The following is a 24,521-nucleotide window of genomic DNA, read 5'->3' as shown; positions in this document are numbered from 1 at the left end:
AAAATCTAAGGATTATACCAAATTTAGCCTTTTAAAATTTTGAGTTTTTCAAAATTTGTTGAGCGAATTTAAAAATCATCGCATTGGTTTTGGATTTATTCTTAAAAAAGTAAAAATTCGCTAGAATTACCGAGTTTAGCTTAAATTTATAAGGTTAGTTTTTATGAAAAAAATTATTTTGGTATGTTTTGGTGCGTTTTTTTTGTTTTCTTGCTCGAAAAAAGAGCAAATTCACGAGCCGATAAAAAACGAATTTATGGCTTATACGCAAAAGTTTGAATCGGTTAAAGAAAATGATAGATATTTGGCGATTGCGACATATTTAAATCCCGTAATGCCCGAAATTCGCAATGAAAACGAAGATGAGTTTTTTTTGCTTAGTGCCTATCCAAAAGAGATAGAATTTGACAAATCTAGTCTTAAAATTAACGGAAGTAGCGAAAATGTCGTTGTAGTCGAGCTTAGCAAAGACGATCCGCTTATGCAAAAAGTCGCTTTTAATATCCCTTGGTCTCGCACCTATAAAATCACCGCACCAAAAAGCGGGGCTGATTATTTAAGCATTTCATATCGCACAACTAACGGATTAGAGGCTAAATTTAGCTTTCGAAAAGTTTCAAAATCGATGTATTGGAATCCGAAAATAAAGCTTGATGATTGATTATAAATTAATTTAGCCTAGCTTTTTTTGTTACAAGCAATCAAACTAGTATTGTAGAGTGGGCAATCCTTGCCCACCAAAAACAGACAAAAATTTAGCGAATTTTATCACTCAAACTTGGTTTTAAAAGTTTTTCAAGCTCTTCTTTGACTGAAATTTTCGCAGTTGGCTCTAAAATTTGACGATAAATTATATAATTTGCCAAAACTTTTTTGCCGTAATCTCTGCTTTCGGCAAATGTTACAAGCTCCATTGACAAAAACGGCTCGTATTTGCCTTTATTAAACAAATCGCCCCTTTGAAGCAATCGCTTTGTAAAGCCCAAACCGCCGTTATACGCGTATGCGATAAAAACAGGGCTAATTAGGCTTTTTTCAAGGTAATCGATATGCAAATTCGCAAATTTATAAGCGATTTGGGGTTTAAACATATCATCTTGGTCAAAATCCGTCATTTTTAGCTGTTTTTTGCCTAAATCGTTTGCGACAAACGGCATAAACTGCATCATTCCAAGCGCATACGAAGTCGAAACCGAACCTGGGATAAATCTGCTTTCTTGTCGCCCGATGGCTAAAAGCAGAGCCTTTCGGTGGTTATCGCCATCACCGATGAATTCCATAAACGGCATAGCATAAAAATTATCTTTATAGCCTGTGGCTTTATTCATAATGTAGCTATACTCGCCGATTGTGGCTTTGGTATCGAAAAATTTAGCAAATTCGATAAGCTCGGCTTTGCTCATTTTATCGGCTTTTGCTTTGGTGCGAACCCAGTTAAAAGGATCGCTTATGTCGTAGTTTTTCGGCGCGTCGGCTGTGGGTTCAGGGATAATGACACTTATGCTTTTATTTCCCGTAAGTTCTTTTGCATAAAGCGAATAAATGCTATAAACGCTGCTATTAGCAAGTTCGTTTAAGATATTTTCATCTTTCGTTAGCAGATAAATCCAAAATTTGGCATTATCAGCGTTATGAGCCGATTTTTCTACCTTTGTGGCAGTTTTGAAAAATTCTACTGCTTTTTGCTCTTCGCCAAAAGTCAGTGCATTTACGCCGAGCAAAAATGCGTTTTTAGGATCGCTTAGAGCAGGGTTTGCTTGCAAGATAAAATGGCGTAAATTCGTATGTTTTTTATTTATCACACAATCGTGCAGTATCGCATAAAAGTCCGAATTCGCGGCTAAATTTGTATAAAATTCTTCATTTTCGCCGTTTAGTTCGATACTTTTTGGCGAAGCATAATTATAATATGAGATGAAATTTGCAGCATCGCCCAAGCTTTCAAAATACGCCAAAGGATTTTCTTTGCTAAATCCGATTAATCTATTTGCCAAATTTGGGTGGTTTTGTGCTAAATCTGAAGCTAGTTTTAACTTCGTTTCATTTGGCAGTTTCGCGATAAAACTTGGATAAAGCCTTGCTTTTATGCAGGTTAAATTTGCATCTAAAATATTTTTTGTGCCAACTCCTGCGCATTTATCTTTTGGTTTAACTGGCGGGAAAATTTTATCAAGCTCTTTTTTTAATTTACCTTTGTTGCGATAAATTCCGCTTTGTTTTAGGGCTCTTATTTGCTTTTTATCGTATTTTGTCTCATCGATTAAACGATAAATGTAATAATCTTTCGCCAAAGATTTTGGTTTGTCTTTTAGCTCTTCGTAGCTTAAAATTTCGGCAAAAATAGCACACGGAAGCAACAAAATAATGGCAAATTTAAAAACTATTCGCATATATTAACCTTAAAATCAAATTATCAAGCAACATTAAAATAAAAAGTATTATAAGTGGCGCAAAATCGAACATTCCGACATTTGTCGGTATGATTTTTCGCACAGAGTTAAAAAGCGGTTCGGTTAAATTGCGAAAAAATCGCACAAATTTATTGTATGGATTTATCGGCAAAAAGCTGATAATACAAGCGATGAAAATCACCAAAACAGCGACTCTAATAGCCAAATGCAACAAAAACAAAATTATACTCATAACGCAACAATTTCCTTTATATCATCTTTTATATAGCCCCAAAGTTCGCTAAGCTCGGGTCCATGGGCTTCGCCAGTTAAAAGCAATCTTAACGGCATAAAAAAGTTTTTGCCTTTTAAACCGCTTTTTTCCATTAAATTTGTTTTAAATTCGCTAAATTCGGTTGGAATTTTATCAAATTCATTGATTTTTTGGCGTAAAATTTCAGCATTTTCGCTAAATTCGCTCCCAATTTCTTTTTTAGAGTAAATTTTTTCGACCTTTGCCTTGATTTCAGGCACCAAGCTACTTTCTTGTGTGTAAAATTTAATCAAATTTGCAAATTTTTCGCTCAACCCAAAAAGCTCAGCCAAACGAGACGGCGTGGCAAGTTTGATATGCTCTCTATTTATAAAAGATAGTTTGTCAATGTCAAATTTAGCAGGGCTTTTTGAGATATTTTTTATGTCAAACCACTCTGCGGCTTGGCTTAAAGTAAAAATTTCGCACGGCGTTTTATTTCCCAAAGTAAGCAGATAGTTTGCAATGGCTTCGGGCAAATAACCACTTTCTAAAAGCCATTTTACAGACGAGCTATTTTCTCGTTTGCTCATTTTTTTGCCGTTTTCATTTAAAATAATCGGCAAATGCGCGTATTTTATCTCTTTGTCGTATCCTAGATATTGCCTGATTAAATTTTGTTTTGGCGTGTTTGAGACATGATCCTCTCCACGCACCACGCAACTTACGCCCTCGCACATATCATCGATCGCACAAGCAAAGTTATAAGTAGGCGTTTTATCGGCTCTCATTATGACAAAACTATCGATATTTTCAGGCTCAAAGCTAACTTCGCCTTTGATTAAATCTGTAAATTTCATAGTATTCTCAGGTTTTTTAAGGCGGATTACAAAAGGTTTATCACACTCTAAAACTTCCAAATCGCTCATTTTTTCGCAGGTTCCGTCGTAGCGATATGCTCTATTTTCATTTTTAGCTTTTTCTTTTTTAATTTCAAGTTCATCTTCCGTGCAAAAACAGCAAAACGCCTTTTTTTCTGCTAAAAGTTTTGCCGCAAATTCTCTGTGAAATTTCAAATTTTTACTTTGATAATACAGCGTTTGCCACGAAATTCCAAATTTGCTTAAAATTTCTAAAATTTCTTTATCTTTTCCGTCTATGTTTCGCTCGTTGTCGGTATCTTCGATACGCAAGATGAATCCGCTTTTATCTTGGAGTGAAAGGACGAAATTTATGATTGCCGCGCGCAGGTTTCCGATGTGCATGTCGCCTGTGGGGCTTGGTGCAAAACGATACATTGTAAAATTCCTAAATAAATTTAAATTTTAAAGGCTGATTATACTTTAAAAATTCTAAGAAAAAGCAAAAACAAAGTTTAAAAGTGCTAATATCGCAAAAATTTATTTAGGAGTAAATTTATGGGTTTTATTAGCGAATTTAAAGAATTTGCTGTTAAAGGCAATGTTATCGACATGGCAGTGGGTGTCGTCATCGGTGGAGCGTTTGGAAAAATCGTAACTTCGCTTGTGGGCGATGTGATTATGCCGATTGTCGGCGTCATCACAGGCGGCGTAAATTTTAGCGATTTAAAAGTGATTTTAAAAGAAGCAGTCGGCGAAACGCCTGCTGTTAGCATAAATTATGGCGCGTTTATACAAAATATCATCGATTTTACCATTATCGCATTTTGTATTTTTGTGGCGATTAAAGCTATAAATAAATTAAAAAGAGAAAAACCTGCCGAGCCTGAAACTCCGGCTGAACCGAGCGAAGATATTTTGCTACTTAGAGAAATCAGGGATAGCCTTAAAAAATGAATTTAAAAGAAATTCCGTTTTTTGAAAATTTAAGCGACGAAAAGCTTAAACGCCTTGAAGAGATTTCGTTTTTTAAAAGCTATAAAAAAGACGATTTTCTCTTTTTTGAAGGCGAAAAAAGCGAACATTTGTTGATTTTAACGCAAGGTATGGTTAAAATTTATAAAACTTCATCGAAAACAGAGAAATTTTGCTTCATACGACAAAATCGATTTCATTTGTCGCAGAACGGGTAAATTTCGAAGAAATACCTTATCCTGCGACTTGTGCTTTTGTCGGCGACGGGGAAGTTTTAAAGATAAATTATGCCAAATTTAAATCCGAATTTATGGGAAACCCTGATGTTTGTATAGAAATCATAAAATCTTTAACATATAAGATTAGGACGCTAGAATCGTTAATCGAACGCCATATCTTACTAAGTGCCGATGAAAGAGTGGTTTCGTTTATAAAAGAAAATTTTGAATTATTTAAAAATTCAAAGCAATCACAAATTGCAAATCTTTTAAATTTAGCGCCCGAAACGCTATCTCGCATGATAAGCAAATTCAAAAAAAGCGGATTTTTGGTTTTTGATGACAACGGCAAAGTTGTCAAATTTGACGAAACAAAAGTGTGAATTTAGCCGTTTTATGCTAGACTTGCGCTTATGAAAGTTTTATATTTGTTTCCTATTATCGCTACTACGCTGTTTTGGTTTTTAAATTATTATGTTTTTCGCTCGATAACGGCGCGTTTTAGCTCATATAAATTTGGTAAAAAAATCAAATTTTTTACGGCGATTTTTTGCTTAGCATTTTGGATTTTAGAGATGATTTATTTCATCTCTATCGGCACCAGAGCGATGTTGCCAAGCGAATTTTTTTATAAAATTTGCGTTTATGCTATGGCGATTAGCTTTGGCGTGTTTTTAGTTTGTATGATTTATGATATTTTTGAAATCACGCTAAAAACGACCAAATTTAACGAAAATAGAAGAAAATTTTTAAAAATCGCCCTTGATATTTCATTTGTGATAATTGCTTTTACTTACCTTTTTAAGGGCTTTTTTAACGCTTTTAGAATTCCAAAAATAAACGAAGTGGAAGTTAAAATCAAAAATTTAACTGGTGAGCTAAATTTGGCGGTGGTTAGCGACATACATTTGGGCGAATTTTTAAAGCGAGATTTTTTGCAAGTCATTGTAGATCAAATAAACTCTGTCCCGCATGATGCCGTAGCCATCGTGGGCGATATGTTTGATATAAAAGCCGAAGAAATCGGCGATATGCTAGAACCATTAAAGCAGATTTCAAAGCCGATTTTTTTCGTAACGGGAAATCACGAGTATTACCGCGGTGCAGAAAATTTGATAAAGGTTTTACAAAATAACGGCGTGAAAGTTTTGCAAAATGAATGCATAGAGCTTGGTGGTGTGAATTTAATCGGAGTGCATGATAGAAGCGGCGAAAAATTCAACTTTTTAGCACCGAATTTAAAAAAAGCGCTAAGCGGTGCAAATCCGCAAAAACCAAAGATTTTATTAGCTCATCAGCCAAAATTTATTAACGAAAATGTAAAAGATGAAGTTGATTTGTGCGTTTGCGGGCATACTCACGCAGGGCAAATTTTCCCGTTTTCGCTTTTAGTGATGATAGATCAAAAATATCTGCACGGGCTTTATGATGACGGCGTTAAGCAAATTTATGTTAGTAGCGGTGCGGGTTTTTGGGGGCCGCCGATGAGATTTTTAGCTCCAAATGAAATCGCACTTTTAAAATTAAGAAAGGCTTAAAATGGATAAATTTATATCACGGATTTTTGGCGTAATGGCAAATTTTGAATTTCCAAAATTTTTGCAAATTTTCATAAATAAAAAATATGTTTCGCATTTTAATATCGATATGAGCGAATTTGCCGATATTTGCGAATTTAAAAGCCTTAATGCACTTTTTACAAGAAAGCTTTTAAGAGATAGAAAATTTGATACTTCGGCTGAGAGTTTTATCAGCCCAAGCGACGGCGTGATTTTTGAAAACGGCGTAAGTAGCGATTTAAAGGCGATTTGCGTTAAGGGGCATTTTTATGATTTGGGCGAACTTTTGGACGAGAGTTTAAAAGAAAGTGAAAAAAATGCAAATTTGGCTTACGCAAATATCTATCTTAGTCCAAAAGACTACCACCATTACCACGCTCCGTGCGATATTTTTATCGAAGAAGCACTTTATATACCAGCCAAACTTTATAGCGTGGCAAAAAAATATCTTATAAAAATTCCAAATCTATACGCATTAAATGAACGGGTAATTTTACGCTGCAAGATGCCAAACGGCGGGAAGCTGTGGCTTGTTTTTGTGGGTGCTTTAAATGTCGGGAAAATGAAGTTTGAATTTGATGAAAAAATTCAGACAAATGCCAAAAATTTGCAAAAAATGCTTTATAAATATGAAAATTTGCAGATTAAAAAAGGTGAAAGGCTCGGAAATTTCGAGCTTGGCTCGACGGTTGTGGTGGTTAGTGAGAGTGAATTTTTAGAGTTTAAACTACAAAGCAACGAAAGTGTAAAATTTTCGCAAACCATAGCAAAACTTAAATTAAATTAATATTAATTTTATAACTTTTTTAGTAGAATAGATAGACTTTAAATCGAAGGATTTAGTATGAAAAAGTTTAGTTCAGCTTTTACGATGATTGAGCTTGTGTTCGTTATCGTTGTTTTGGGTATTTTAGCAGGTATTGCCGTGCCTAGGTTAGCAGCTACTAGGGACGATGCGACTATTGCTAAAATGAGAGGCGATGTCGCTGCTATAAGAAGTGGTCTTTCATTAAAAAGATCTGAAAATTTGATGAAAGGCGATGTTAGTTGGCCTGATATAAACAACACTACTGCTATGTTTGGTAATATTTTACAGCAACCACTATATGCAGGAAATGATAGAAATGGTTGGCAAATCGACGGAGATGATAATTTGAAATATAAAGCTTGTGTCGCAGGCAAATGCACAACTTTTACTTATTACAGGGTGGCAAGTCCTGATGGAGTGCATCCTGCTGGCTCATTTGATTGTGATCATCAAAATAATACGGCCGATAACGATGCTGCCACTTGTCGAAAACTGGCCGAATAATTTATGCCATACTACAAAACAGCGGTTTTAGGTTCAAATCTAAAACCGCTTTTATATTTTAGCCAAAAAAAAATTCCAGATTTTAGCATTGTTAAAATTCCGCTTGGAAAACAAAGCGTTAAAAATGCCGTTATTTTAGGTATTTGTGATGAGCCGAATTTTCAAAATGGCAAAAAATTTGAAATCAAAGAAATTTTAGAAATTACAAATTTATATTTTACGCCGTATCAGGCGAATTTAGCCGAATTTATCGCATATTATTATGTTTGCGAAATCGGCATGGTTTTTGATATTTTTACGCCGTGCGAAAAAATAGAGCAAAATTTGCAAATTTGCAAATTTGAAAATTTGCCAAATTTAACCGACAAACAACAAAAAGCTTACGAATTCGCCGACAAAAACGAAACTTCACTCATTTTTGGCGATACAGGAAGCGGAAAAAGCGAAATTTACATAAATTTAATCGCAAAAATGCTAGAACAAGGCAAACAATCTCTTTTTTTAATGCCAGAAATCGCCCTAACACCGCAAATGGAAAAACGCTTAAAAAGTTATTTTGGCGAAAATATCGCACTTTGGCACTCAAAAATCACGCCAAAAAAAAAGAGTGAAATTTTAGAAAAATTTACCAAAGGTGAAATTAAACTTATCGCAGGGGCGCGTTCGGCGTTATTTTTGCCTTTTACAAATTCAGGCTTAATCGTCGTCGATGAAGAACACGACGATAGCTATAAATCAAACCAAAAACCCCGTTATAACGCAAGAGATTTAGCGATTTTTATCGGCAAAAAACTAGGTATGAAGGTAGTTTTAGGAAGCGCAACGCCAAGTCTAACAACTTATGCCAAACAGCCAAATTTTCGCCTAAAAGGGACATTTTTTCAAAGCGAGAAAAAATTTATCTATGATATTTGCGAAACCGCTCTTTCTGATACGATACTTTCGCAAATTTCAAAAAGCCTAAACGCAAATCGCCAAGTCATCGTGTTTTTACCAACAAGGGCAAATTACAAATATATAATTTGCCAAAATTGCAAAACGATTCAAAAATGCCCGTTTTGCGCTGTTGCGATGAGCTATCACGAAAAATCAAATTCGCTAAAATGCCATTATTGCGGGTTTAGTAATTTTTATAAAATTCCTTGTGCTAAATGTGGCGGAAACCTTATGGAAGCTCGTAAAATCGGCACTAGCGAAATCGTAAAACAGCTTGAAAATAAATTTCCAAACGCAAAAATAGCTAAATTTGATCGCGATGAAATCACAACACAAAAAAAGCTAGAAAATTTGCTTAAAGATTTCAATGACGCTAAAATCGACATTTTGGTAGGAACTCAAATGCTTAGCAAAGGGCATGATTATCACAATGTCGATTTAGCCGTTATTATGGGCATTGACGAGCATTTAAGCTATGCCGATTTTAGAGCAAGAGAGAAAACTCTCGCACTTGTTATGCAAGTTGCAGGTCGTGCGGGTCGTGCAGGGCGGGGTAGAGTGGTTGTGCAGACCGAGCAGAGCGAATTTTTTAAAACCTATATAGAAAATTATGATGAGTTTTTAAGCGATGAAAGCACTATGCGAGAGCCGTTATATCCGCCATTTGCTAGACTTTTGCGAATTTTGATTTCACATAAAAATGACGGCACGGCAAAAGATACAACAGAGAAAGCCGTGCAAATTTTAAAAACTGCACCAAATGTCGAAATCATCGGGCATGGCAAAGCAGGAATCGAATATATCGCTTCAAAATATCGCTATGAAATTTTGCTTCGTTCAAATTCGCCAAAAGCACTTATAAACGCAGCAAATTTGGTGCGAGATTTGCCAAATTTAGAAATCGATATGGACCCTATAAATTTTAGTTAATTTCATAAGGAATTTTATCTTTTAAACCAGCCATTTCAAAGCCACGAAGCCTTAAACGACAGCTGTCGCAATGCCCACAAGCCTTGTCTTCATTTTCGTAGCAACTCCAAGTGTGTTCGAGTTTAACGCCCAAATCCAACGCTTTTTGCACGATTTGCATTTTGCTTAAATGCACGAGCGGAGTTTTGATTTCCACGCTAAAATCGCTTTTGGTGCCTAAATTTAGTGCTTTTTGCATACTAGTTATAAAATTTTCCGAGCAGTCAGGGTAGCCGCTACTATCTTCTTCAACAACGCCGATAAATAGTGCTTCGCAACCCCAAACTTCGGCTAGCGCAGTCGCAATGCTTAAAAAAATTCCGTTGCGAAACGGCACATAGGTGTTTGGAATTTCTTTGCTTAAACCACTTTTGCAAATTTGCAAATTCGTATCGGTCAGGGCGTTTCCACCGATATTTGCGATGAACGAAACATCTAAAATTTTGCGCCTTTTTACGCCAAGATCATCACAAATTTGCTCAAAACACTGCCTTTCTTTTTTCATAGTTCGTTGATCGTAATCAAAATGCAGTGCGTAAATTTCATACCCTTGCGATTTCGCTATATAGGCACTTGTGGCGCTATCCATACCGCCGCTGATGATGCATAAAGCTTTTTTCAAATTTAATCCTTTTTTTGGTAGAATTATACGAAAAATTTGATATAAAGGGCTTAAATTTGATACTTTGTGATGAAAAATATCCGCCAATTTTGGGCGAAATCCTAGCTGAGCTTAGTGATGACGCCGTCGAGCTTGTATTTGTGCGAAGTGAAGAAATGCGAGAAATCAACAAAAATGAGCGTGGCATTGACAAAACTACCGATGTGCTTAGCTTTCCGCTTGAAAATGTGCCGTTTGGCGGCGACATTAAGCTCATCGGCTCTGTTGTGATAAATTTGGATCTGGTAGAGCAAAAATCACTAGAATTTTCGCACTCAAATGACGATGAAATCGCGCTTTTATTTACGCACGGACTTTTGCATATTTTGGGCTTTGACCACGAAATCGATAACGGGCAAATGCGTGAAAAAGAGTGTGAAATCATCACTAAATTCAAACTTCCAAAAAGTCTAATCGTGCGAACGCTGGAATAAAGGATAAATTTTGAGTAATAGCGATTTGGTTTTGTCGCCATTTTAAGCATTGCGAAAAATCTTATGTTTAAATTTACAATTTAGTTGTTTTGTAAATCTACGAGATACTTCGCTACGCTTAAAATGACAAAGTTGAAGCAAAAGAGCAAATTTAAAAATAGAATTTTGTATTTGATGATTATCAGATACGACCTGAATTTGAATTTTCAGTTAGGTGTCATTGCGAGAAATGCGAAGCATTTCGAAGCAATCCAGTAAATTTAAACAATGTTTGATTTTAAAACAGCTTCGCTGTTTGCTGGATTGCTTCACTTCGTTCGCAATGACAACAAAAACGAAAGGTAGAATATGAAATTTAAAAATCCGTTGGAATATGTAGATAAATTTAACGATTTAATCAAATTTGCTTTTGATAAAAAATATAATATTTCAGGTTTTTTAATTTTAGCATTTGCATTTATTATTCCAGTATTGTTTTTTATTGGATATTCAGCTGTTCCATTAGAAAAATATATTAAAAATCCGTATGTGGTTTCAGGGATTATCAAAGAATATAAATACGGCAAGGGTGGATATAGAAATTATGCTGGGTGTTTAATTTCTATCCATAATACTAAAAATAGTAAAAATTTTACTCATAAATATAAAGATGATTTATTAAGCGAAATGGGCATCAATAGCGATTATGTTTCGTTTTGCGATAAAATTAAAGACGATTATATAAATAAAAAATGCGTAACTATAAAAATGGCTGATGGATTTTTACTAGAATACGGAAATTGTAATGAAACAATGTTTTATGTAAGACAAAATTGGGATTGGCACTATAAAGTTAAATATATTGCATATTTAATTGCTTGTATGCTCCTAATAATAGAAATTTATTTACTAATAAATTTAAATATAAAATACAAAAATAACTTAAATTTGAAAGTATCGTAGGGTGGGCATCCTTGCCCACCAAAAAAAATAAGATAATTCAATAATCAATTAAATAAATGTTATTCGTTTTGTAAAGCTTTACTCATAATGATACAAAAAACAAATCGTAAATTTAATCTCGTAGATTGCCACGACGGTGTTGTAATCTCGCAACGACAAAACAAGTGTAACGCTTTTTGTATAGCAAAAAATGTTTCTTGCGAAGCGTAGCGAAGCAAAGTAAATCAAATAAATTTGCAAAGCAATTCAATATAAATTTAAAAATATTAAAGGTGGGTAAGGAAGCTAACCTACGAAGCTTGTTTTGGCTGTTTTAACTCTGGCGATTGCTTCGACCACTGCGTGGTCTCGCAATGATAATTGATAGCAAATTTAAAAAAACAAAAATAATTCAATGCAAATTTGATAAATTTATGCCGACGATTTTTCGTGCTTACGAGTTTTTGCAAGTGAGTTAAGGCTGGTATGCCTAACGAACGAAGCAAAAACGAAGTATCACGGAAAAGCTAGGCTGATTTATTTTTAAGAAAAAGCCTATCTTTTGCGATTTGCGTTAAATTTTCTTCATAATCATACCACGCAAAACTCGCCCCATGCTGAATACTTCCTTCTAGCAAATCCCCGCCTTGGCGATTTTTTAGATCAATTTCAGCGACCTTAAATCCGTCAAGCGTTCGTGCGAATTCAAACAATCTCTCAGGCGGATTTTTTAGCTTCGTATAAAGATAGCAAAAGCCCGTCCCGCCGTTTCGCCCGACTCTTCCACGCAACTGATGAAGACTAGCCAAGCCCAAACGCTCAGCCCCCACGATTAAAATCGTCGAAAGTCTAGGAAGCGAAATTCCCACTTCCACGACGGTCGTAGTCAGCAAAAGCTCTCCATTGTCCCTAAACTGCCTTAAAACTTCTTCTTTTTCTTTGTCTTTGCCATGCGTTACAAAAACCCGCTCAAATCGCTCTTTCCAAAATGGTTCTGCTTCTTCAAGGCTTTGATAGACGAGCTTTTCGCTTTCTTCAACAAGCGGATAAACGATGATAGCTTGATTTCCTTTTGAAATTTCGTTTTTTAAATGCGACATAAAGTCAGCAAAGCCCGAATTTTGCAGGATTTGCGTGTGAATTTCTTTTTTGAACGGCATTTGTTTTAAAAAACTAAATTTGACAAGTTCGGACTGGATCATACTAAGCGTTCGTGGTATCGGCGTGGCTGAAAACTGCAAGAAATGCGCCTTAAATTCGCCATCACTCGTAAGGCGGTTGATTTTTTCTCTTTGGTTTGAGCCAAAGCGGTGTTGTTCATCGACCATGATGAGATTTGAGGGCTTTAAGTCCTGAAACAAAAGCGCGTGAGTGCCGATGACGAAGTCGTATTCGTCAAAATTTATCTTTTTATCGCCACTTTTGACAAGCAAAATTCGCATTTGTTTCGGCAAAAGTCGCAGGGCTTCTGCGTAAATTTGTTCGCATAAAATGGTTGTTGGCGCCATAAGATAGGAAATTTGCGGAAAATTCATCAAGGCCGCTGCTAAAATGATAAGCGTTTTTCCGCTTCCAACATCGCCCATAACCACGCGTCTAGCGGCAAATTCGCCTTCTAAATCCGAGCGAATATCATTTATCGCATTTAGTTGGTCGTTTGTAGGCGTAAAGGGCAGGTTTTCAAGCCAGTGCGAAATGTCGCTAATGGGGAATTTCTTGGCTTTAAAATTTAGTTTTTTATGAGAAAGTTTTTCAATATAATTGTAAATTTCAATGAATTTTAGAATTTGCAAATTTGCTTCATTTTGCTCCAAATTTCTAATGATTTCCACACTTTTTGCCGAATTTTCGTGAATTTGCATTAAAAAATTCGCTTCGTTTTCATTTAGTCCGCTTTGCAAAAGTGCGTTAAAGCTCACATATTTTTCTATGAAATTTTGCACTACGCCGTCTTTTAAAAGGCTTTTGTAGTGTGGCGTGATACCGCCTGTTTTGGTGATGATTTTCGGATTTGAAAATTGCCAAAGTCCAAAAGCGTATGAACTTTTGCCGTGAATAAACATTTTTTTGCCACTTTTAAACGCCCCAAAATGCCACGCTTTGGCGTTAAAGATGACAATTTTGACATCGCATTCCCAAGTGTGGCAAAAAGCAGTAATAAACAAAATCGAGCCTTTTCGGTGATGAAACCTGCACTCGATTTCTACGACATTTTCGCCAACGCTAGGCTCATCTTTTATGCTTAAATCATCAAAACTTTTTGGCACGAGCAAAGCAAGATCTAAAAGCGAGACAATCCCGCATTTGGCAAGTTCAGCTCTGTCTTTGCTCTCAAACACGATTTTTCCTTATTTTTTGCAAACCACGCAAAAACTAAGTTTGCAAATTTCATCGTGAGATTTTATAAATTTATTCAAATCATCTAAATTTAGGGCTTTTATACGCTCTAAATTCCGCTCAAATTCGCCAAATTCATAGCCCTTTAAATACTCATCGACTAAAATCGAAACTCTTTTAAACATAGTTTCTTTTTGCAAAACTGCGCTTCCTAAAAGGAATTTTTTGGCTTGTTCTAGCTCGTCAGAATTTACGCCAAATTTGACAAATTTAGCGATTTCATCACGCACTACGGCGATTGCTTCGTTTTTGCTTTCGTTTTTGGTTTGCAAATAACCTGAAAATTTTCTAGCAAATAGGCTAAAATCGGCTCTTGCATAGGCTGAGTATGCCAAACCTCGCTTTACGCGAATTTCTTCTAAAAGCCTGCTTCCAAAACCGCTACTTCCAAGCACGAAAAGTGCCGTCTTAGCGATGAATTCTTCATTTTTATCCACATAAAAAGGCGAACCAAAGTAAATGTAGGCTTGTTCGCTATCTTCGTAAATTTCTTTACTTTCGCACTTGTCGTTTGCTTCGTAAAACGGCAGTTTGTGTTTTTTTGAATTTGGCAAAATTTGCAAAACTTTTTTTATATCATCTTCGCTAAATTTGCTATCTCCACACAAAACAACGGCTAAATTTTCTAAACATAAATTTCCTAAAAAATCTTTTACATCATCAAGCGTGATTTTAGCGATACTTTCTTCATTTCCGTTTGAGTCATTACCCAGCAAAGTGCCTTTAAATAGGATTTTTTGCAAATTTATATTTGCTATGTAGTCAAATTCGGTTTTTAGCATTGCGATTTCGCCGAGCATTTCAGTTTTGATTTTTTCTAGCACGGATTGCGTTAAATTCGGCTCTTTTAGCAATTTACCAAGCATTTCAAGGCTAAATTTAAAATTCTCTTTTAATGAGCTTAAATTTATGACAAATTTATCGTTTTCGCAGTAAGAAAAAATCGAACTTGCTTTTATATCAAGAAGCCTTGCAAATTCGCTACCGCCGAGCGTTTTTGTCCCTTCTTTTAGCAAATTTGAAGTTAGTTTGCCTAGACCTTCGATTTTTTCACCAAGTGAGCCGACATTTTTAAAAATCAGCTTAAATTGCACCACAGGAAGCGATTTGTCAAATTCATAAAGCACATCGATTTTTGTGTTTTTTACCGAAATTTCGTATTTTTCCATAGTTTTTCCGTTATTTGTAAATTTCTAAAATATCATAGTTTGTGTTGCGTTTGGCTGGGATTTCGCCGATGTCTTTGATGAGCTCTATCATTTCGTTTTGGCTCATGCGAAAGGACGCACCTGCTGCTTTTACGACATTTTCTTCCATCATCGTTGATCCCAAATCATTTGCGCCAAATTTTAGTGCGAGTTGCCCTATGTAGCTGCCTTGCGTAACCCACGAGCTTTGGATATTTTTAAAATTATCCAAAAATAGCCTTGCCACAGCTAGAAGCCTTAAATAGCGATTTGAGCTTGTTTTTTTGATTTCTGGGTGCTGGGCGATGAGTTTTGTGTTTGCTGATTGAAAACTCCACGAGATAAAAGCTCTAAAACCGCCCGTAATATCTTGCAGATTTCGCAGTTTTTCCCAGTGTTCGATGATTTCTTCGTCAGTTTCGACCGTGCCAAACATCATCGTGGCTGTGGTTTTCATACCGATTTCGTGGGCGGCTTTATGCACGCCTAGCCAACTGTCTGCGCCTATTTTTTTAGGCGAGATTATATCTCTAACTCTATCGCTTAAAATCTCAGCTCCGGCTCCGGGAATTGAGTAAAGCCCCTTGGCTTGAAGCCTAGATAAAACTTCTTTGTGCGTTAAATTTGAAATCTTGGCGATATAATCAATTTCGATTGCAGAAAAGCCGTGAATCGTGATTTGCGGGTATTTTTGGGCTATGTGAGCCACTAAATTTTCATACCAATCGATTTTTAGTTTTGGATGAACGCCGCCTTGAAATAGAATTTGCGTCCCGCCGATTGCGATTAGCTCGTCGATTTTCGCATCAATCTCATCAAAGCTCAAAATATAAGCATCTTTTTCATTGATTTTACGACAAAACGCGCAAAATTTGCAATCCACAAAGCAGATATTTGTGTAATTAATGTTGCGATCGACTACAAAAGTCGTGATTTTTTCTGGGTGCAATTGCAGCTTTTTTTCATACGCCATAGCTCCAAGCTCGTATAAATCGGCATTTTGGATTAAATTTAGGGCTTCTTTTTTGCTTAATCTACTCATTTTCGCCCTTGTTTTGGGTGGCTGGGCTGTTTTTGTCAGCGACCGAGCCGTCGGTATTTGAGCTGTCAAATTCAAGCACGATTTGCCCGTTTTTTACGCCTTTTACTCGCACTTTTTCGCCGTCAGCTAAATTCGCTATTTCATCGCTTTTCCAAAATGTGCTTTTATAATAAACCATGCCGTTTTTTATCTCTCCAACGCCACTTTCATCTAAAAAATTGTCTTCTAGTTTTTCTTTTGGTTTAAAAAATGCTGCTTTAATGCGTTTTTTTAGCATTACTAAAAGCACTATCGAAAGCATGGCAGCAAGTAAGAGCTGAATTTGCCACGAAAAACCAACAAAAAAGCTTAAAATTCCAACACTTAAAAATCCAATCCCAAAAAATATAAGCGTAAAGTCCATAAATAGGACTTCTGCGATGATAAAAATAATGCCCAAGGCTATAAAAATCCACGCACTCATTTCGTCTCTTTTTTACTACTTAAAAATTCTTTAATAACGCTTAGCGAGCCGATAAGTTCGCTAGTTTCGTAAGGCACTAAAATTTTATCTTTTGAGCCGTTTTTGGCTAGTTCGTTAAAGGCTTCAATGCGACCTTGCGTTAGTAGGTATTCGGCTGCAAATTTCGAATTTGCCATAGCCATATTGATATTATCCATAGCGTGTTTTTGACCTTCTGCTAGGGCGATTTGCTCGTATTTTTTCGCATCTGCCATGCGTTCAATCGCTTCTGCTTCAAGGACTTTTTCTTGTTTTAGAGCTTCTGCGTTGCGTATTAAAGCTGCTTTTTCGGCTTCTGCTTTAAGCTCGATTGCGCGTTTTTCGCGTTCTGCTTTCATTTGCAAATTCATCGCATCCTCTATACCTTTTGGCACGGAGATTTCTGAAATCTCCACTCTCATTATCTTTACGCCCCAGTTATCGGCTGCATCGCCAAGAGCGATTTGAAGTTTTGAGTTTAGTTGGTCCCTGCTTGAAAGTGTTTGATCTAGGCTCATTTCGCCGATTGCCGACCTTAGTGTAGTCATAGCCAAATTTGAAATAGCTTTTCGGTAATCTTCGACATTATAAAGTGCCATTTTTCCGTCGATTACTTTTAGAAATACGATCCCATCGACTGCGATATTGACATTATCTTTTGTGATGACTTGTTGTTTGGAAATATCGACGAGCTGCTCTCTAACGCTCATTCTTGCCCTTACGCTATCAAAAAACGGCACTATGACATGAAATCCGCCATCTAAAACCTTGTGAAAGCGACCTAGTCGCTCTATAATCATAATTTCAGATTGTGAGACAATTTTGATACCTAGCTTTAAAATAGCTACAACCAAAAAGACGATTAAAACGACAAATACTGCAAATCCTTCCATAATTTTTCTCCTAGTGAATTTAAATTTGGAGATTATACCATTTAAATGCTTATTGCAAAATTTTATCAAAAAAATTAAGCCAAATTTGGCTAAAATTGCCTGAATTTAAAAGGAATTTGATGATTAAATACATTGCGCTTTTGCGTTATAGCCGAAATTTCAGACTTTTTACCATTGTTAGTTTTATTTGTAGCTTTGGCGTTTGGTTTTCGCATACGGGCATTTTTACGCTTTTAATCGAACTTGGTGCGCCTGTTTGGGCGATTACGGCGTGTGCTGCGTTAGCTTTTGTGCCAAATATTTTTTTAGCTCCGATTAATGGCATAATTGTCGATAAATTTCGCCCAAAACCCCTAATGGTAAGTATGTTTTTAATCGAAACTATCAGCGTTTTGCCTTTGATTTTTATTGATAGCCTTGATTTGCTTTGGCTTTTATTTTTGATGATTTTTTTGCGCTCTGGTGCGGGGACGCTCTATTTTCAAGCAGCGATGAGTATGCTTCCAAAAATTTTAACCAAAAAAAATCTCAAACTCGCAAATGAGATGTTTGGTATGCTTTGGTCTGTTTCATATACTATCGGTATGGGTATAGCGGGGATTTTTATACACTATTTTGGCGTGAAAATGGCGTTTATTTTTGACTTTGTGCTTTATTTTGTGTCGTTTTTTATTTTATTAAATTTAAATTTAAAACATATCTTGCCAAAAACAGGCGTAAAAATCACACAAATGCTAAAAGAAGGGCTAATCTATCTGCGTAAAAATCCTGTGGTGGTGCATTTTATGGTGCTTCATGCGTTTGTGGGAGTTACTAGCTATGATGCTTTGGTTGCGCTTTTGGCAGATTATAAATACAAAGGCATTATGAGCGCTGCTCTCATAATCGGCTTTATAAATATGGCAAGGGCGGCGTTTTCTATGGTCGGGCAGGTTGTGTTGTCAAAATACCTAAATGATAAAATTCTTTTTTGGCTTTTTATCGGGCAGTTTGTGGGAATTGCCTTGTGGGCGACATTTCAGTTTAATTTTTATATCTCATTTATTGGTATTGCGGCAGCCGGTTTTTGCATAACGGCACTTTGGTCTTATACTTTTACCCGTTTGCAACACCACTGCGACGACGAATTTTTGGGACGAGTAATAGCGTATAATGATATGCTATTTTTTATCGTCTCAGCCGTAACTTCGGCGGCAATCGGATTTTTATTTGAATTTGGGGTTAGTTTATCTGCGATAACGATGATTATGGCTGGTTGCTTTTTGGTGGCAGGATTTTACTATAAATTTGTTTATGATAAATATTTGTAAAACTAGGTCGAATTTGATAAATTTTTTAGTTTTTTATATTTTTTTGAAAGGTTGCAAATAAAAAAAGTGCGCTAAGAGTGATAATATAAATTATATTAAATCCTTTTGCGCCAAAAATTTGCATTGCACTTCCTAAAATCACAGGCGATATAAATGAAGCGGTCGAATACCCAAGCATTAGTGCAGCCGAAGCATCTGCGATTAGTTTTTTATCTTTGATGACATCGTTTGCTCTTGCAAGAGCTAGGGAATAAAGCGGGAAAATCCCGCCACCTAAAAAGAACGCTAAAATCCACATAACGCTTAAATTTTGGCTAAAAAATAAAGATAAGATCGAAGTTAAAATTCCTAAAACGCAAACGCCCATAATGGCAAATTTTCTGCCAAATTTATCACTAAAAAATCCAAAAAATATGTGTGAAACAAGACCGCCGATGGTTGCAAGTGCGATAAAAAGAGAGACTTCTTTAACGCCAAAACCCAAAGACAAAATAAAAACACTTGCCATACTTAAAAATCCGTTGATCAAAATTCCACCGCTTAAACTCGTCGCTAAGGCAAGCGGAGCAATTTTAAAAATATTTGGAATTTTTATTTTTTTAGTTTGTGGGAGTGGTGGTTGTTTATTTTTAAAAATATTTAGCGGAATAAGTCCTAAAATTATAAAAATTCCGCTAAAAATGAAAATTGCCGTAGGGCTTAAATTTAGACCTAAAATAAGCGTTCCAATCGCAAAAGCTGAATAAAAAACTACCTCGTAACAAGCCAAAACACGAGAGCGAATTTGATTTGAAATCTTTGAATTTATCCAAATTTCAATAATAATAACCAAACTATAATACGATAACCCAAGCATAAAACGCAAAAATGCCCAGTAAATAAGATTTTGATTTAAGGCATGAAGTAACGCACTTGTAGCAAAAATCGCAGAAAATAGTGTATAAGCACGAGCGTGTCCGATTTTAGAAATGATATTGCTTATAAAAAAAGTGCAAAAAATAGCACCTAAAAAATAAAAAGATGAAACCAAACCGATAGTGAATTCGCCGATATTTGAAGCTTTTAAAATAATTCCGACAGAAGCTAAAACTATGGCTTCTCCGATAAACATTAGCTCGGCACTCAAAAATAGCGGAGTTAAAATTTTTATCGCTCTTTTGCTACTTTGCAATATTTTCCTTTGTAAATTTTGGCGAATTTTAGCATAAATTTGGGTTTAAATTTCTTTGCTTTTTAATAAAAAGATGAGCGTTCCAATCGGAATTATGCTAGTTCCTGCTAAAAATCCTACAATCCAAAAAAGATTAAATTTAGCAAGAATATAAATGCAAAGTGCCATAAATGCGTAACTTAGCATTTTTAAAGGTGCAAAAAATGTAAAAGAAAATCTAGTTTTTTTCTTTTCTTCATCATCGTCAAATTCGCCTAGATTGTCGTATTTTCCGCTTAAAAGCTCTAAATTTATGCGTCTTTTATAGCTTTTGTGTGCGGCAAAAATGATAAGTAAAGCACAAACAAAGGCGATTTGCGAATTTAAAAGCCATTTTAATCCCAAAAACGGCGCAGCTAAAATAAGCAACAAATCCAAAATAAGATAAATTTTTAAAACTTTTTTTATCACTATTTTTCCAAATTCTGCGAATTTTCGCCGTTTTGCGAATTTTCGCCCCACTCATCATCGTCAAATTCGGCGTTTTGAGTTTTATAATTTTTGTATCTTGGATCGTTTTCAAGCTCGCTCATATCGGCACTCAAAGCTTTATAGGCTTTGTAAATGTTTAAAATTGCCGCTGCGATTCCAAATAAAACACAGACTACAAACGCTATATTTGAGCCTGTTAAATTTCTAAAATAAATCCCTAAAAATACGCCGATTAGCACGGCTACAACAACGGAAATTCCGACACTTAGTGCGTTTGCGCCATGAACTACTTTGTTTAAGTTTTTTGTTACTCTCATAAATTTTTCCCTTTTTTGACTTTGACTTTTTTTGACTTCGTCTTTTTGTATCTTTTCCAAGCGTTCGTAAAAATCTCGCTTCGATAGACTTTTTTGTCTAATCTCGCTCGATTTTTTACTTCACAACTTGAAAAATATACTAAAAATACTCGTCAAAAATTTATAAAATTAAATAAATTTGCAAATTCAAAAGGCGAATTTGCAAATTCAAGCAAATTTTTATAATTTGTCAAACGCTTTTTTTGCTTTTTTCAAAGCAAATTCGATCTCTTTTTCGTTCATACTAGCACAAATAAAGCCTGTTTCAAACTGGCTTGGGGCTAGAAAAACGCCTTCTTTTGTCATCGCTCCGTGGAATTTGGCAAATGTTTTTGTGTCTGATTTTAGGGCGTCTGCGTAGTTTAGCACAGGATTTTCAGTGAAAAAATATCCAAACATAGAGCCTCTTACGCAAGTTTGCAAAGGAATTCCTTTGTTGTTAGCAATTTCTTTTAATCCGTCCATAAATAAATTTGCTAAATTTTCTAGTTTTTTATAAAGATTTTTTGAAGCAAAAATTTTACTTACCGAAGCGATTCCTGCTGCCATAGCGACAGGATTTCCGCTTAGCGTTCCTGCTTGATAAACCCCGCCAAGCGGGCTTATTAAATTCATTATCTCCTCTCGCCCGGCAAAAGCAGCTACCGGCATTCCGCCACCGATAACCTTGCCAAAAGTTACCAAATCAGCCTTAATGCCGTAAATTCCGTAGCTTCCAAGCGCACTAGCTCTAAATCCGCTCATAACTTCATCGAAAATCAAAACGATTTTTTTCTCATCGCAAATTTTGCGAAGTTCAGCCAAAAACTCAGCTTTTGCAGGAACTAGGCCCATATTTCCGGCGATTGGCTCAATGATGATTGTGCCGATTTCTTCTTTTTCGACAATCGCCTTTACGCTATCAATGTCGTTATAAATCGCCAAATAGGTATTTTTAGCAATGTCTTCTGGAACTCCTGCGCTACTAGCATTTCCAAAAGTTGTCGCACCGCTTCCTGCCTTTACCAAAAGCGAGTCGCTGTGTCCGTGGTAGCAGCCTTCGAATTTAATGATTTTATCTTTTTTGCTAAATCCGCGAGCTAGGCGGATTGCACTCATCGTGGCTTCCGTGCCGCTTGAAACAAAGCGAATTTTATCCAAATAATCAAATTTTCCAAGAACTAGTTTTGCAAGTTCGGTTTCTAACGGACTTGAAGCACCAAAGCTAAGCCCGTTTTTAGCTGTTTTAATAACGGCTTTTTGAATATCTTTATCACAATGTCCAAAAATCAGCGGTCCCCAACTTTGCACAAAATCTAAATATTTTTTGCCTTCGATGTCATAAATATAGCTTCCTTTTGCTTTTTTTACAAAAAACGGCTCACTTCCTACATTTCCAAATGCTCTCACTGGCGAATCAACGCCACCGGGAATAAATTTTTGTGCCTGAGTAAAAGCTTTGTGGTTTGTCATTTTTTCTTCTCCTTATTTAGATCTTTTATAAATTTGTAAAGAATTATAATCTCATCTTTGGTTAAAAAATAGCTTGGCATTACCCCTTTTGAATTTGTTACCCCGTCTGCAAATTCTTGCAAAGAAAGCTTGTTTATAGGCGGTGCGACAAGCTCGGTGTCATAGTATTCGCCCGAAGTTTTATTAAATTCGCCGTATTTTGCTATCAAGCTTCCTTCGCCTTTTGCTCCATGACATTTATTGCAACCGATACCGCGTGGATTTTTGTATAAAAGTTCGCCGTATTCGGCTTCGGTTATAAAATTTTCGCCAAAAATCGCACTTAAAAAAATAGATAAAAATATCAAAATTCGCATAAATTCACTTTTTAAATTTTTTTAAAATATTATAATTTTTGAGTTTAAAAGTAGGTAAATAACTCTAAATTTGTTAAATTTTATGAATTTAATTTTAAAAATTCAACTAGTTTTATTATAACTTTGGGTATTATATTAAGTTTGTAAATTCTAAAAAAGGTTAAAAATGACGATAATCGACGGAAAAGAAATCTCAAAAAAAGTCAAAGAAGAAGTTAGACTTGAAGCACTAAATTTAGCTTCAAAAGGCGTTAAACCGGGCTTAGCAGTTATTTTAGTCGGGGACGATAAAGCAAGTCAAACTTATGTCGCAAGTAAAGAAAAAGCATGTATCTCATGTGAAATAAATTCGATCATGCACCGCCTTGATAAAGACACAAGCGAAGAAATGCTTTTGGATTTGATTGCAAATTTAAATGAAGATGACGCAGTAGATGGCATTTTGGTGCAACTTCCTTTGCCAAAACATATAAACACAAACAAAGTTTTAGAAAAAATAGATCCAAAAAAAGATGTCGATGGCTTTCATGCCGTAAATGTGGGTCGCTTAGTAAGCGGATTAGATAGCTTTGTGCCTTGCACTCCGCTTGGCATTATGCGACTTTTGAAGGAATACGGCATCGAAGTAAGCGGTAAAAACGCCGTCATCATCGGACGAAGTAATATCGTCGGTAAGCCTATGGCGAATTTATTATTAAATGCTAATGCAACCGTTACGATAACGCACAGCAAAACTGCAAATTTAAAAGAAATTTGCGCTAATGCCGATATTTTGGTTGCGGCTATCGGAAAGCCGTTTTTTGTAACTGCCGATATGGTAAAAAACGGCGCCGTGCTAATCGATGTTGGGATAAATCGCTTAGAAGACGGACGCCTTGTCGGGGACGCTGATTTTGATAGCGTTAAAGAAAAATGTTCTTTTATCACGCCTGTTCCTGGTGGTGTTGGACCTATGACAATCGCTATGCTACTAGAAAATACGATTACTTCGGCAAAAAATCGCCTAAATAAAAATCGTTAAGAAAGCAAATTTATGGGCGTTTTAAAGAAAATTTATAATTTTGCAAGTAGCTGGACGGGGACGGTTTTAATCGTTTTATTTGTGATATTTTTTGTGGCACAGGCTTTTGTGATTCCAAGCGGTTCGATGAAGCACTCGCTTTTGCCGGGGGACTTTTTATTTGTGAAAAAATTTAGTTACGGAATTCCTACGCCGCATATCCCGTGGATAGAAAAGGCTGTTTTGCCTGATTTTAAAGGTAATGGGCATTTAATAGACGGCGAACGCCCAAAAAGGGGCGATATAGTTGTGTTTAGGTATCCGAAAGATACAAAAATGCATTATGTAAAGCGAAATTTTGCAGTCGGCGGCGATGAGGTGATTTTTGATCTAAATAACTTTTATCTTCGTCCGCACGAAGGCGATGAATTTATCGAAAAAAACTACGACAAAAACGACATTGTAACGCTCATGGGGCAAAAATTTGTAAAAGAGCCTTATAAATTTAAAGGGATAAATTATAATCCAAAAAGTCGTTTGAATATGCTTGCAGAAACCGAGTTGGCATTGATGCAAAATTCATTTTCAATGAAACCTTTGGTAGTTAAGGAATTGGGCGATACGGTGAATTTTAGAAATATGGAATTTAACGCATTTTATATCAAAATTCCAGAAGATGAATTTTTTATGATAGGCGATAATAGAAATAATTCAAAAGATAGTCGCTATTGGGGAACCGTGCCATATAAATTTATCGTTGGGAAACCTTGGTTTATATATTTTAGTTGGACTGTGCCAGAAAATCCAAAAATACCTGACTATAAAAATGATAGAAAAATTCGCTGGGAGCGAATAGGGCGGTTTGCGGATACTTTGCAAACTAATGAGAGTTTGATTTACGAGCAAGATTAAGGGGA

Annotated in this window: 27 protein-coding genes; 13 read left to right on the top strand and 14 right to left on the bottom strand. The window is 35.9% G+C overall.

Translation table 11 applies throughout. From position 1 onward, the window contains the following. The first annotated feature begins 163 nt into the window (after positions 1-163). The gene (locus PF026_RS04575) at positions 164-661 is read left to right on the top strand and encodes a hypothetical protein (RefSeq protein WP_270863964.1); all 498 of its coding nucleotides are present in this window, start codon (positions 164-166) and stop codon (positions 659-661) included. A gap of 94 nt (positions 662-755) precedes the next feature. On the opposite strand, the gene PF026_RS04570 is transcribed toward PF026_RS04575, so the two are convergent. The 3 genes from PF026_RS04570 to gltX are packed head-to-tail and all read right to left on the bottom strand — an operon-like array spanning position 756 to position 3,941. After that, positions 756-2,390, bottom strand: a complete 1,635-nt coding sequence (locus PF026_RS04570; RefSeq protein WP_270863963.1) for a lytic transglycosylase domain-containing protein — start codon at positions 2,388-2,390, stop codon at positions 756-758. After that, positions 2,374-2,643 carry a YggT family protein gene (locus PF026_RS04565; protein ID WP_270863962.1) on the bottom strand — a complete coding sequence of 90 codons (270 nt, stop codon included), beginning with the start codon at positions 2,641-2,643 and terminating at the stop codon, positions 2,374-2,376. Before PF026_RS04565 ends, PF026_RS04570 begins: the two co-directional genes overlap by 17 nt. Further along, a complete protein-coding gene (gene gltX / locus PF026_RS04560) occupies positions 2,640-3,941 on the bottom strand; it encodes a glutamate--tRNA ligase (RefSeq protein ID WP_270863961.1) in 1,302 nt (433 codons plus the stop codon). Before gltX ends, PF026_RS04565 begins: the two co-directional genes overlap by 4 nt. Positions 3,942-4,061: 120 nt before the next feature. Between gltX and mscL the strand changes: the two genes are divergently transcribed. From mscL to PF026_RS04525, 7 genes are read left to right on the top strand one after another with little or no spacing between them, the layout of a single operon-like run. Continuing rightward, a complete protein-coding gene (gene mscL / locus PF026_RS04555) occupies positions 4,062-4,460 on the top strand; it encodes a large-conductance mechanosensitive channel protein MscL (protein WP_270863960.1) in 399 nt (132 codons plus the stop codon). Next, positions 4,457-4,696 (top strand): cyclic nucleotide-binding domain-containing protein, encoded by a 240-nt coding sequence (locus PF026_RS04550; RefSeq protein WP_270863959.1) that lies wholly within the window; start codon positions 4,457-4,459, stop codon positions 4,694-4,696. The genes mscL and PF026_RS04550 overlap by 4 nt, the downstream gene beginning before the upstream one ends. Further along, positions 4,651-5,079, top strand: coding sequence for a Crp/Fnr family transcriptional regulator (locus PF026_RS04545; RefSeq protein WP_270863958.1), 429 nt, complete (start codon positions 4,651-4,653; stop codon positions 5,077-5,079). Before PF026_RS04550 ends, PF026_RS04545 begins: the two co-directional genes overlap by 46 nt. Positions 5,080-5,109: 30 nt before the next feature. After that, the gene (locus PF026_RS04540; protein WP_270863957.1) at positions 5,110-6,234 is read left to right on the top strand and encodes a metallophosphoesterase; all 1,125 of its coding nucleotides are present in this window, start codon (positions 5,110-5,112) and stop codon (positions 6,232-6,234) included. A gap of 1 nt (position 6,235) precedes the next feature. Then, the gene (locus tag PF026_RS04535; RefSeq protein ID WP_270863956.1) at positions 6,236-7,042 is read left to right on the top strand and encodes a phosphatidylserine decarboxylase; all 807 of its coding nucleotides are present in this window, start codon (positions 6,236-6,238) and stop codon (positions 7,040-7,042) included. A gap of 57 nt (positions 7,043-7,099) precedes the next feature. After that, positions 7,100-7,567: a type II secretion system protein gene (locus tag PF026_RS04530; protein ID WP_270863955.1), complete on the top strand. Its 468-nt coding sequence runs from the start codon at positions 7,100-7,102 to the stop codon at positions 7,565-7,567. A 3-nt stretch (positions 7,568-7,570) separates the two neighbouring features. Beyond that, on the top strand, positions 7,571-9,433 hold the full coding sequence (locus tag PF026_RS04525) for a primosomal protein N' (protein ID WP_270863954.1): 1,863 nt from the start codon (positions 7,571-7,573) through the stop codon (positions 9,431-9,433). On the opposite strand, the gene queC is transcribed toward PF026_RS04525, so the two are convergent. Beyond that, positions 9,426-10,094 (bottom strand): 7-cyano-7-deazaguanine synthase QueC, encoded by a 669-nt coding sequence (gene queC, locus PF026_RS04520; protein ID WP_270863953.1) that lies wholly within the window; start codon positions 10,092-10,094, stop codon positions 9,426-9,428. The genes PF026_RS04525 and queC overlap by 8 nt on opposite strands. Before the next feature lie 56 nt (positions 10,095-10,150). On the opposite strand from queC, the gene ybeY reads away from it, so the two are divergent. Both ybeY and PF026_RS04510 read left to right on the top strand, forming a co-directional pair. Beyond that, positions 10,151-10,567, top strand: a complete 417-nt coding sequence (ybeY, locus tag PF026_RS04515) for an rRNA maturation RNase YbeY (RefSeq protein WP_270864031.1) — start codon at positions 10,151-10,153, stop codon at positions 10,565-10,567. A 348-nt stretch (positions 10,568-10,915) separates the two neighbouring features. Then, on the top strand, positions 10,916-11,509 hold the full coding sequence (locus PF026_RS04510) for a hypothetical protein (RefSeq protein WP_270863952.1): 594 nt from the start codon (positions 10,916-10,918) through the stop codon (positions 11,507-11,509). 506 nt (positions 11,510-12,015) lie between these two features. Here PF026_RS04510 and recG read toward each other — a convergent pair. From recG to PF026_RS04485, 5 genes are read right to left on the bottom strand one after another with little or no spacing between them, the layout of a single operon-like run. Continuing rightward, positions 12,016-13,830 (bottom strand): ATP-dependent DNA helicase RecG, encoded by a 1,815-nt coding sequence (gene recG, locus PF026_RS04505; protein ID WP_270864030.1) that lies wholly within the window; start codon positions 13,828-13,830, stop codon positions 12,016-12,018. A gap of 6 nt (positions 13,831-13,836) precedes the next feature. Beyond that, positions 13,837-15,054 carry a M16 family metallopeptidase gene (locus PF026_RS04500; RefSeq protein ID WP_270863951.1) on the bottom strand — a complete coding sequence of 406 codons (1,218 nt, stop codon included), beginning with the start codon at positions 15,052-15,054 and terminating at the stop codon, positions 13,837-13,839. 10 nt (positions 15,055-15,064) lie between these two features. Beyond that, complete coding sequence (locus PF026_RS04495) at positions 15,065-16,114, bottom strand: dehypoxanthine futalosine cyclase (RefSeq protein WP_270863950.1); 1,050 nt, start codon at positions 16,112-16,114, stop codon at positions 15,065-15,067. Further along, on the bottom strand, positions 16,107-16,577 hold the full coding sequence (locus PF026_RS04490) for an NfeD family protein (protein WP_270863949.1): 471 nt from the start codon (positions 16,575-16,577) through the stop codon (positions 16,107-16,109). Before PF026_RS04490 ends, PF026_RS04495 begins: the two co-directional genes overlap by 8 nt. Further along, positions 16,574-17,488, bottom strand: coding sequence for an SPFH domain-containing protein (locus PF026_RS04485; RefSeq protein ID WP_270863948.1), 915 nt, complete (start codon positions 17,486-17,488; stop codon positions 16,574-16,576). Before PF026_RS04485 ends, PF026_RS04490 begins: the two co-directional genes overlap by 4 nt. A gap of 122 nt (positions 17,489-17,610) precedes the next feature. Here PF026_RS04485 and PF026_RS04480 point away from each other — a divergent pair, with 122 nt between their 5' ends. Continuing rightward, positions 17,611-18,798 carry an MFS transporter gene (locus PF026_RS04480; protein ID WP_270870453.1) on the top strand — a complete coding sequence of 396 codons (1,188 nt, stop codon included), beginning with the start codon at positions 17,611-17,613 and terminating at the stop codon, positions 18,796-18,798. A 25-nt stretch (positions 18,799-18,823) separates the two neighbouring features. Here the strand turns inward: PF026_RS04480 and PF026_RS04475 are convergent, their stop codons facing one another. The 5 genes from PF026_RS04475 to PF026_RS04455 form a co-directional block, all read right to left on the bottom strand. Next, positions 18,824-19,969 (bottom strand): MFS transporter, encoded by a 1,146-nt coding sequence (locus PF026_RS04475; protein ID WP_270870428.1) that lies wholly within the window; start codon positions 19,967-19,969, stop codon positions 18,824-18,826. A 45-nt stretch (positions 19,970-20,014) separates the two neighbouring features. After that, positions 20,015-20,419 carry a hypothetical protein gene (locus tag PF026_RS04470; RefSeq protein WP_270870429.1) on the bottom strand — a complete coding sequence of 135 codons (405 nt, stop codon included), beginning with the start codon at positions 20,417-20,419 and terminating at the stop codon, positions 20,015-20,017. Beyond that, complete coding sequence (locus PF026_RS04465; RefSeq protein ID WP_270870430.1) at positions 20,419-20,757, bottom strand: AtpZ/AtpI family protein; 339 nt, start codon at positions 20,755-20,757, stop codon at positions 20,419-20,421. Before PF026_RS04465 ends, PF026_RS04470 begins: the two co-directional genes overlap by 1 nt. 219 nt (positions 20,758-20,976) lie before the next feature. Then, positions 20,977-22,248, bottom strand: a complete 1,272-nt coding sequence (hemL, locus tag PF026_RS04460) for a glutamate-1-semialdehyde 2,1-aminomutase (protein WP_270870431.1) — start codon at positions 22,246-22,248, stop codon at positions 20,977-20,979. Then, a complete protein-coding gene (locus tag PF026_RS04455; RefSeq protein WP_270863943.1) occupies positions 22,245-22,604 on the bottom strand; it encodes a c-type cytochrome in 360 nt (119 codons plus the stop codon). Before PF026_RS04455 ends, hemL begins: the two co-directional genes overlap by 4 nt. A 166-nt stretch (positions 22,605-22,770) precedes the next feature. Here PF026_RS04455 and folD point away from each other — a divergent pair, with 166 nt between their 5' ends. Together folD and lepB are read left to right on the top strand one after the other, a co-directional pair. Next, complete coding sequence (folD, locus tag PF026_RS04450) at positions 22,771-23,625, top strand: bifunctional methylenetetrahydrofolate dehydrogenase/methenyltetrahydrofolate cyclohydrolase FolD (protein WP_270860819.1); 855 nt, start codon at positions 22,771-22,773, stop codon at positions 23,623-23,625. 12 nt (positions 23,626-23,637) lie between these two features. After that, entirely contained in the window at positions 23,638-24,516 is an 879-nt protein-coding gene (lepB, locus tag PF026_RS04445) for a signal peptidase I (RefSeq protein ID WP_270863942.1), read from the top strand. Positions 24,517-24,521 lie beyond the last annotated feature (5 nt).

Source organism: Campylobacter sp. CS_NA3 (assembly GCF_027797495.1).
In the GTDB taxonomy this organism is placed as follows: domain Bacteria; phylum Campylobacterota; class Campylobacteria; order Campylobacterales; family Campylobacteraceae; genus Campylobacter_B.
The sequence above is the reverse complement of the archived record's forward strand: the minus strand, read 5'-3'. Positions and strand labels throughout refer to the sequence as shown.

Coding starts and splice junctions, on each gene's coding strand:
- PF026_RS04575 (WP_270863964.1), top strand. CDS start 164: ATGAAAAAAATTATTTTGGTATGTTTTGGTGCGTTTTTTTTGTTTTCT.
- PF026_RS04570 (WP_270863963.1), bottom strand. CDS start 2,390: ATGCGAATAGTTTTTAAATTTGCCATTATTTTGTTGCTTCCGTGTGCT.
- PF026_RS04565 (WP_270863962.1), bottom strand. CDS start 2,643: ATGAGTATAATTTTGTTTTTGTTGCATTTGGCTATTAGAGTCGCTGTT.
- gltX (WP_270863961.1), bottom strand. CDS start 3,941: ATGTATCGTTTTGCACCAAGCCCCACAGGCGACATGCACATCGGAAAC.
- mscL (WP_270863960.1), top strand. CDS start 4,062: ATGGGTTTTATTAGCGAATTTAAAGAATTTGCTGTTAAAGGCAATGTT.
- PF026_RS04550 (WP_270863959.1), top strand. CDS start 4,457: ATGAATTTAAAAGAAATTCCGTTTTTTGAAAATTTAAGCGACGAAAAG.
- PF026_RS04540 (WP_270863957.1), top strand. CDS start 5,110: ATGAAAGTTTTATATTTGTTTCCTATTATCGCTACTACGCTGTTTTGG.
- PF026_RS04535 (WP_270863956.1), top strand. CDS start 6,236: ATGGATAAATTTATATCACGGATTTTTGGCGTAATGGCAAATTTTGAA.
- PF026_RS04530 (WP_270863955.1), top strand. CDS start 7,100: ATGAAAAAGTTTAGTTCAGCTTTTACGATGATTGAGCTTGTGTTCGTT.
- PF026_RS04525 (WP_270863954.1), top strand. CDS start 7,571: ATGCCATACTACAAAACAGCGGTTTTAGGTTCAAATCTAAAACCGCTT.
- PF026_RS04510 (WP_270863952.1), top strand. CDS start 10,916: ATGAAATTTAAAAATCCGTTGGAATATGTAGATAAATTTAACGATTTA.
- PF026_RS04500 (WP_270863951.1), bottom strand. CDS start 15,054: ATGGAAAAATACGAAATTTCGGTAAAAAACACAAAAATCGATGTGCTT.
- PF026_RS04495 (WP_270863950.1), bottom strand. CDS start 16,114: ATGAGTAGATTAAGCAAAAAAGAAGCCCTAAATTTAATCCAAAATGCC.
- PF026_RS04490 (WP_270863949.1), bottom strand. CDS start 16,577: ATGAGTGCGTGGATTTTTATAGCCTTGGGCATTATTTTTATCATCGCA.
- PF026_RS04485 (WP_270863948.1), bottom strand. CDS start 17,488: ATGGAAGGATTTGCAGTATTTGTCGTTTTAATCGTCTTTTTGGTTGTA.
- PF026_RS04465 (WP_270870430.1), bottom strand. CDS start 20,757: ATGAGAGTAACAAAAAACTTAAACAAAGTAGTTCATGGCGCAAACGCA.
- hemL (WP_270870431.1), bottom strand. CDS start 22,248: ATGACAAACCACAAAGCTTTTACTCAGGCACAAAAATTTATTCCCGGT.
- PF026_RS04455 (WP_270863943.1), bottom strand. CDS start 22,604: ATGCGAATTTTGATATTTTTATCTATTTTTTTAAGTGCGATTTTTGGC.
- folD (WP_270860819.1), top strand. CDS start 22,771: ATGACGATAATCGACGGAAAAGAAATCTCAAAAAAAGTCAAAGAAGAA.
- lepB (WP_270863942.1), top strand. CDS start 23,638: ATGGGCGTTTTAAAGAAAATTTATAATTTTGCAAGTAGCTGGACGGGG.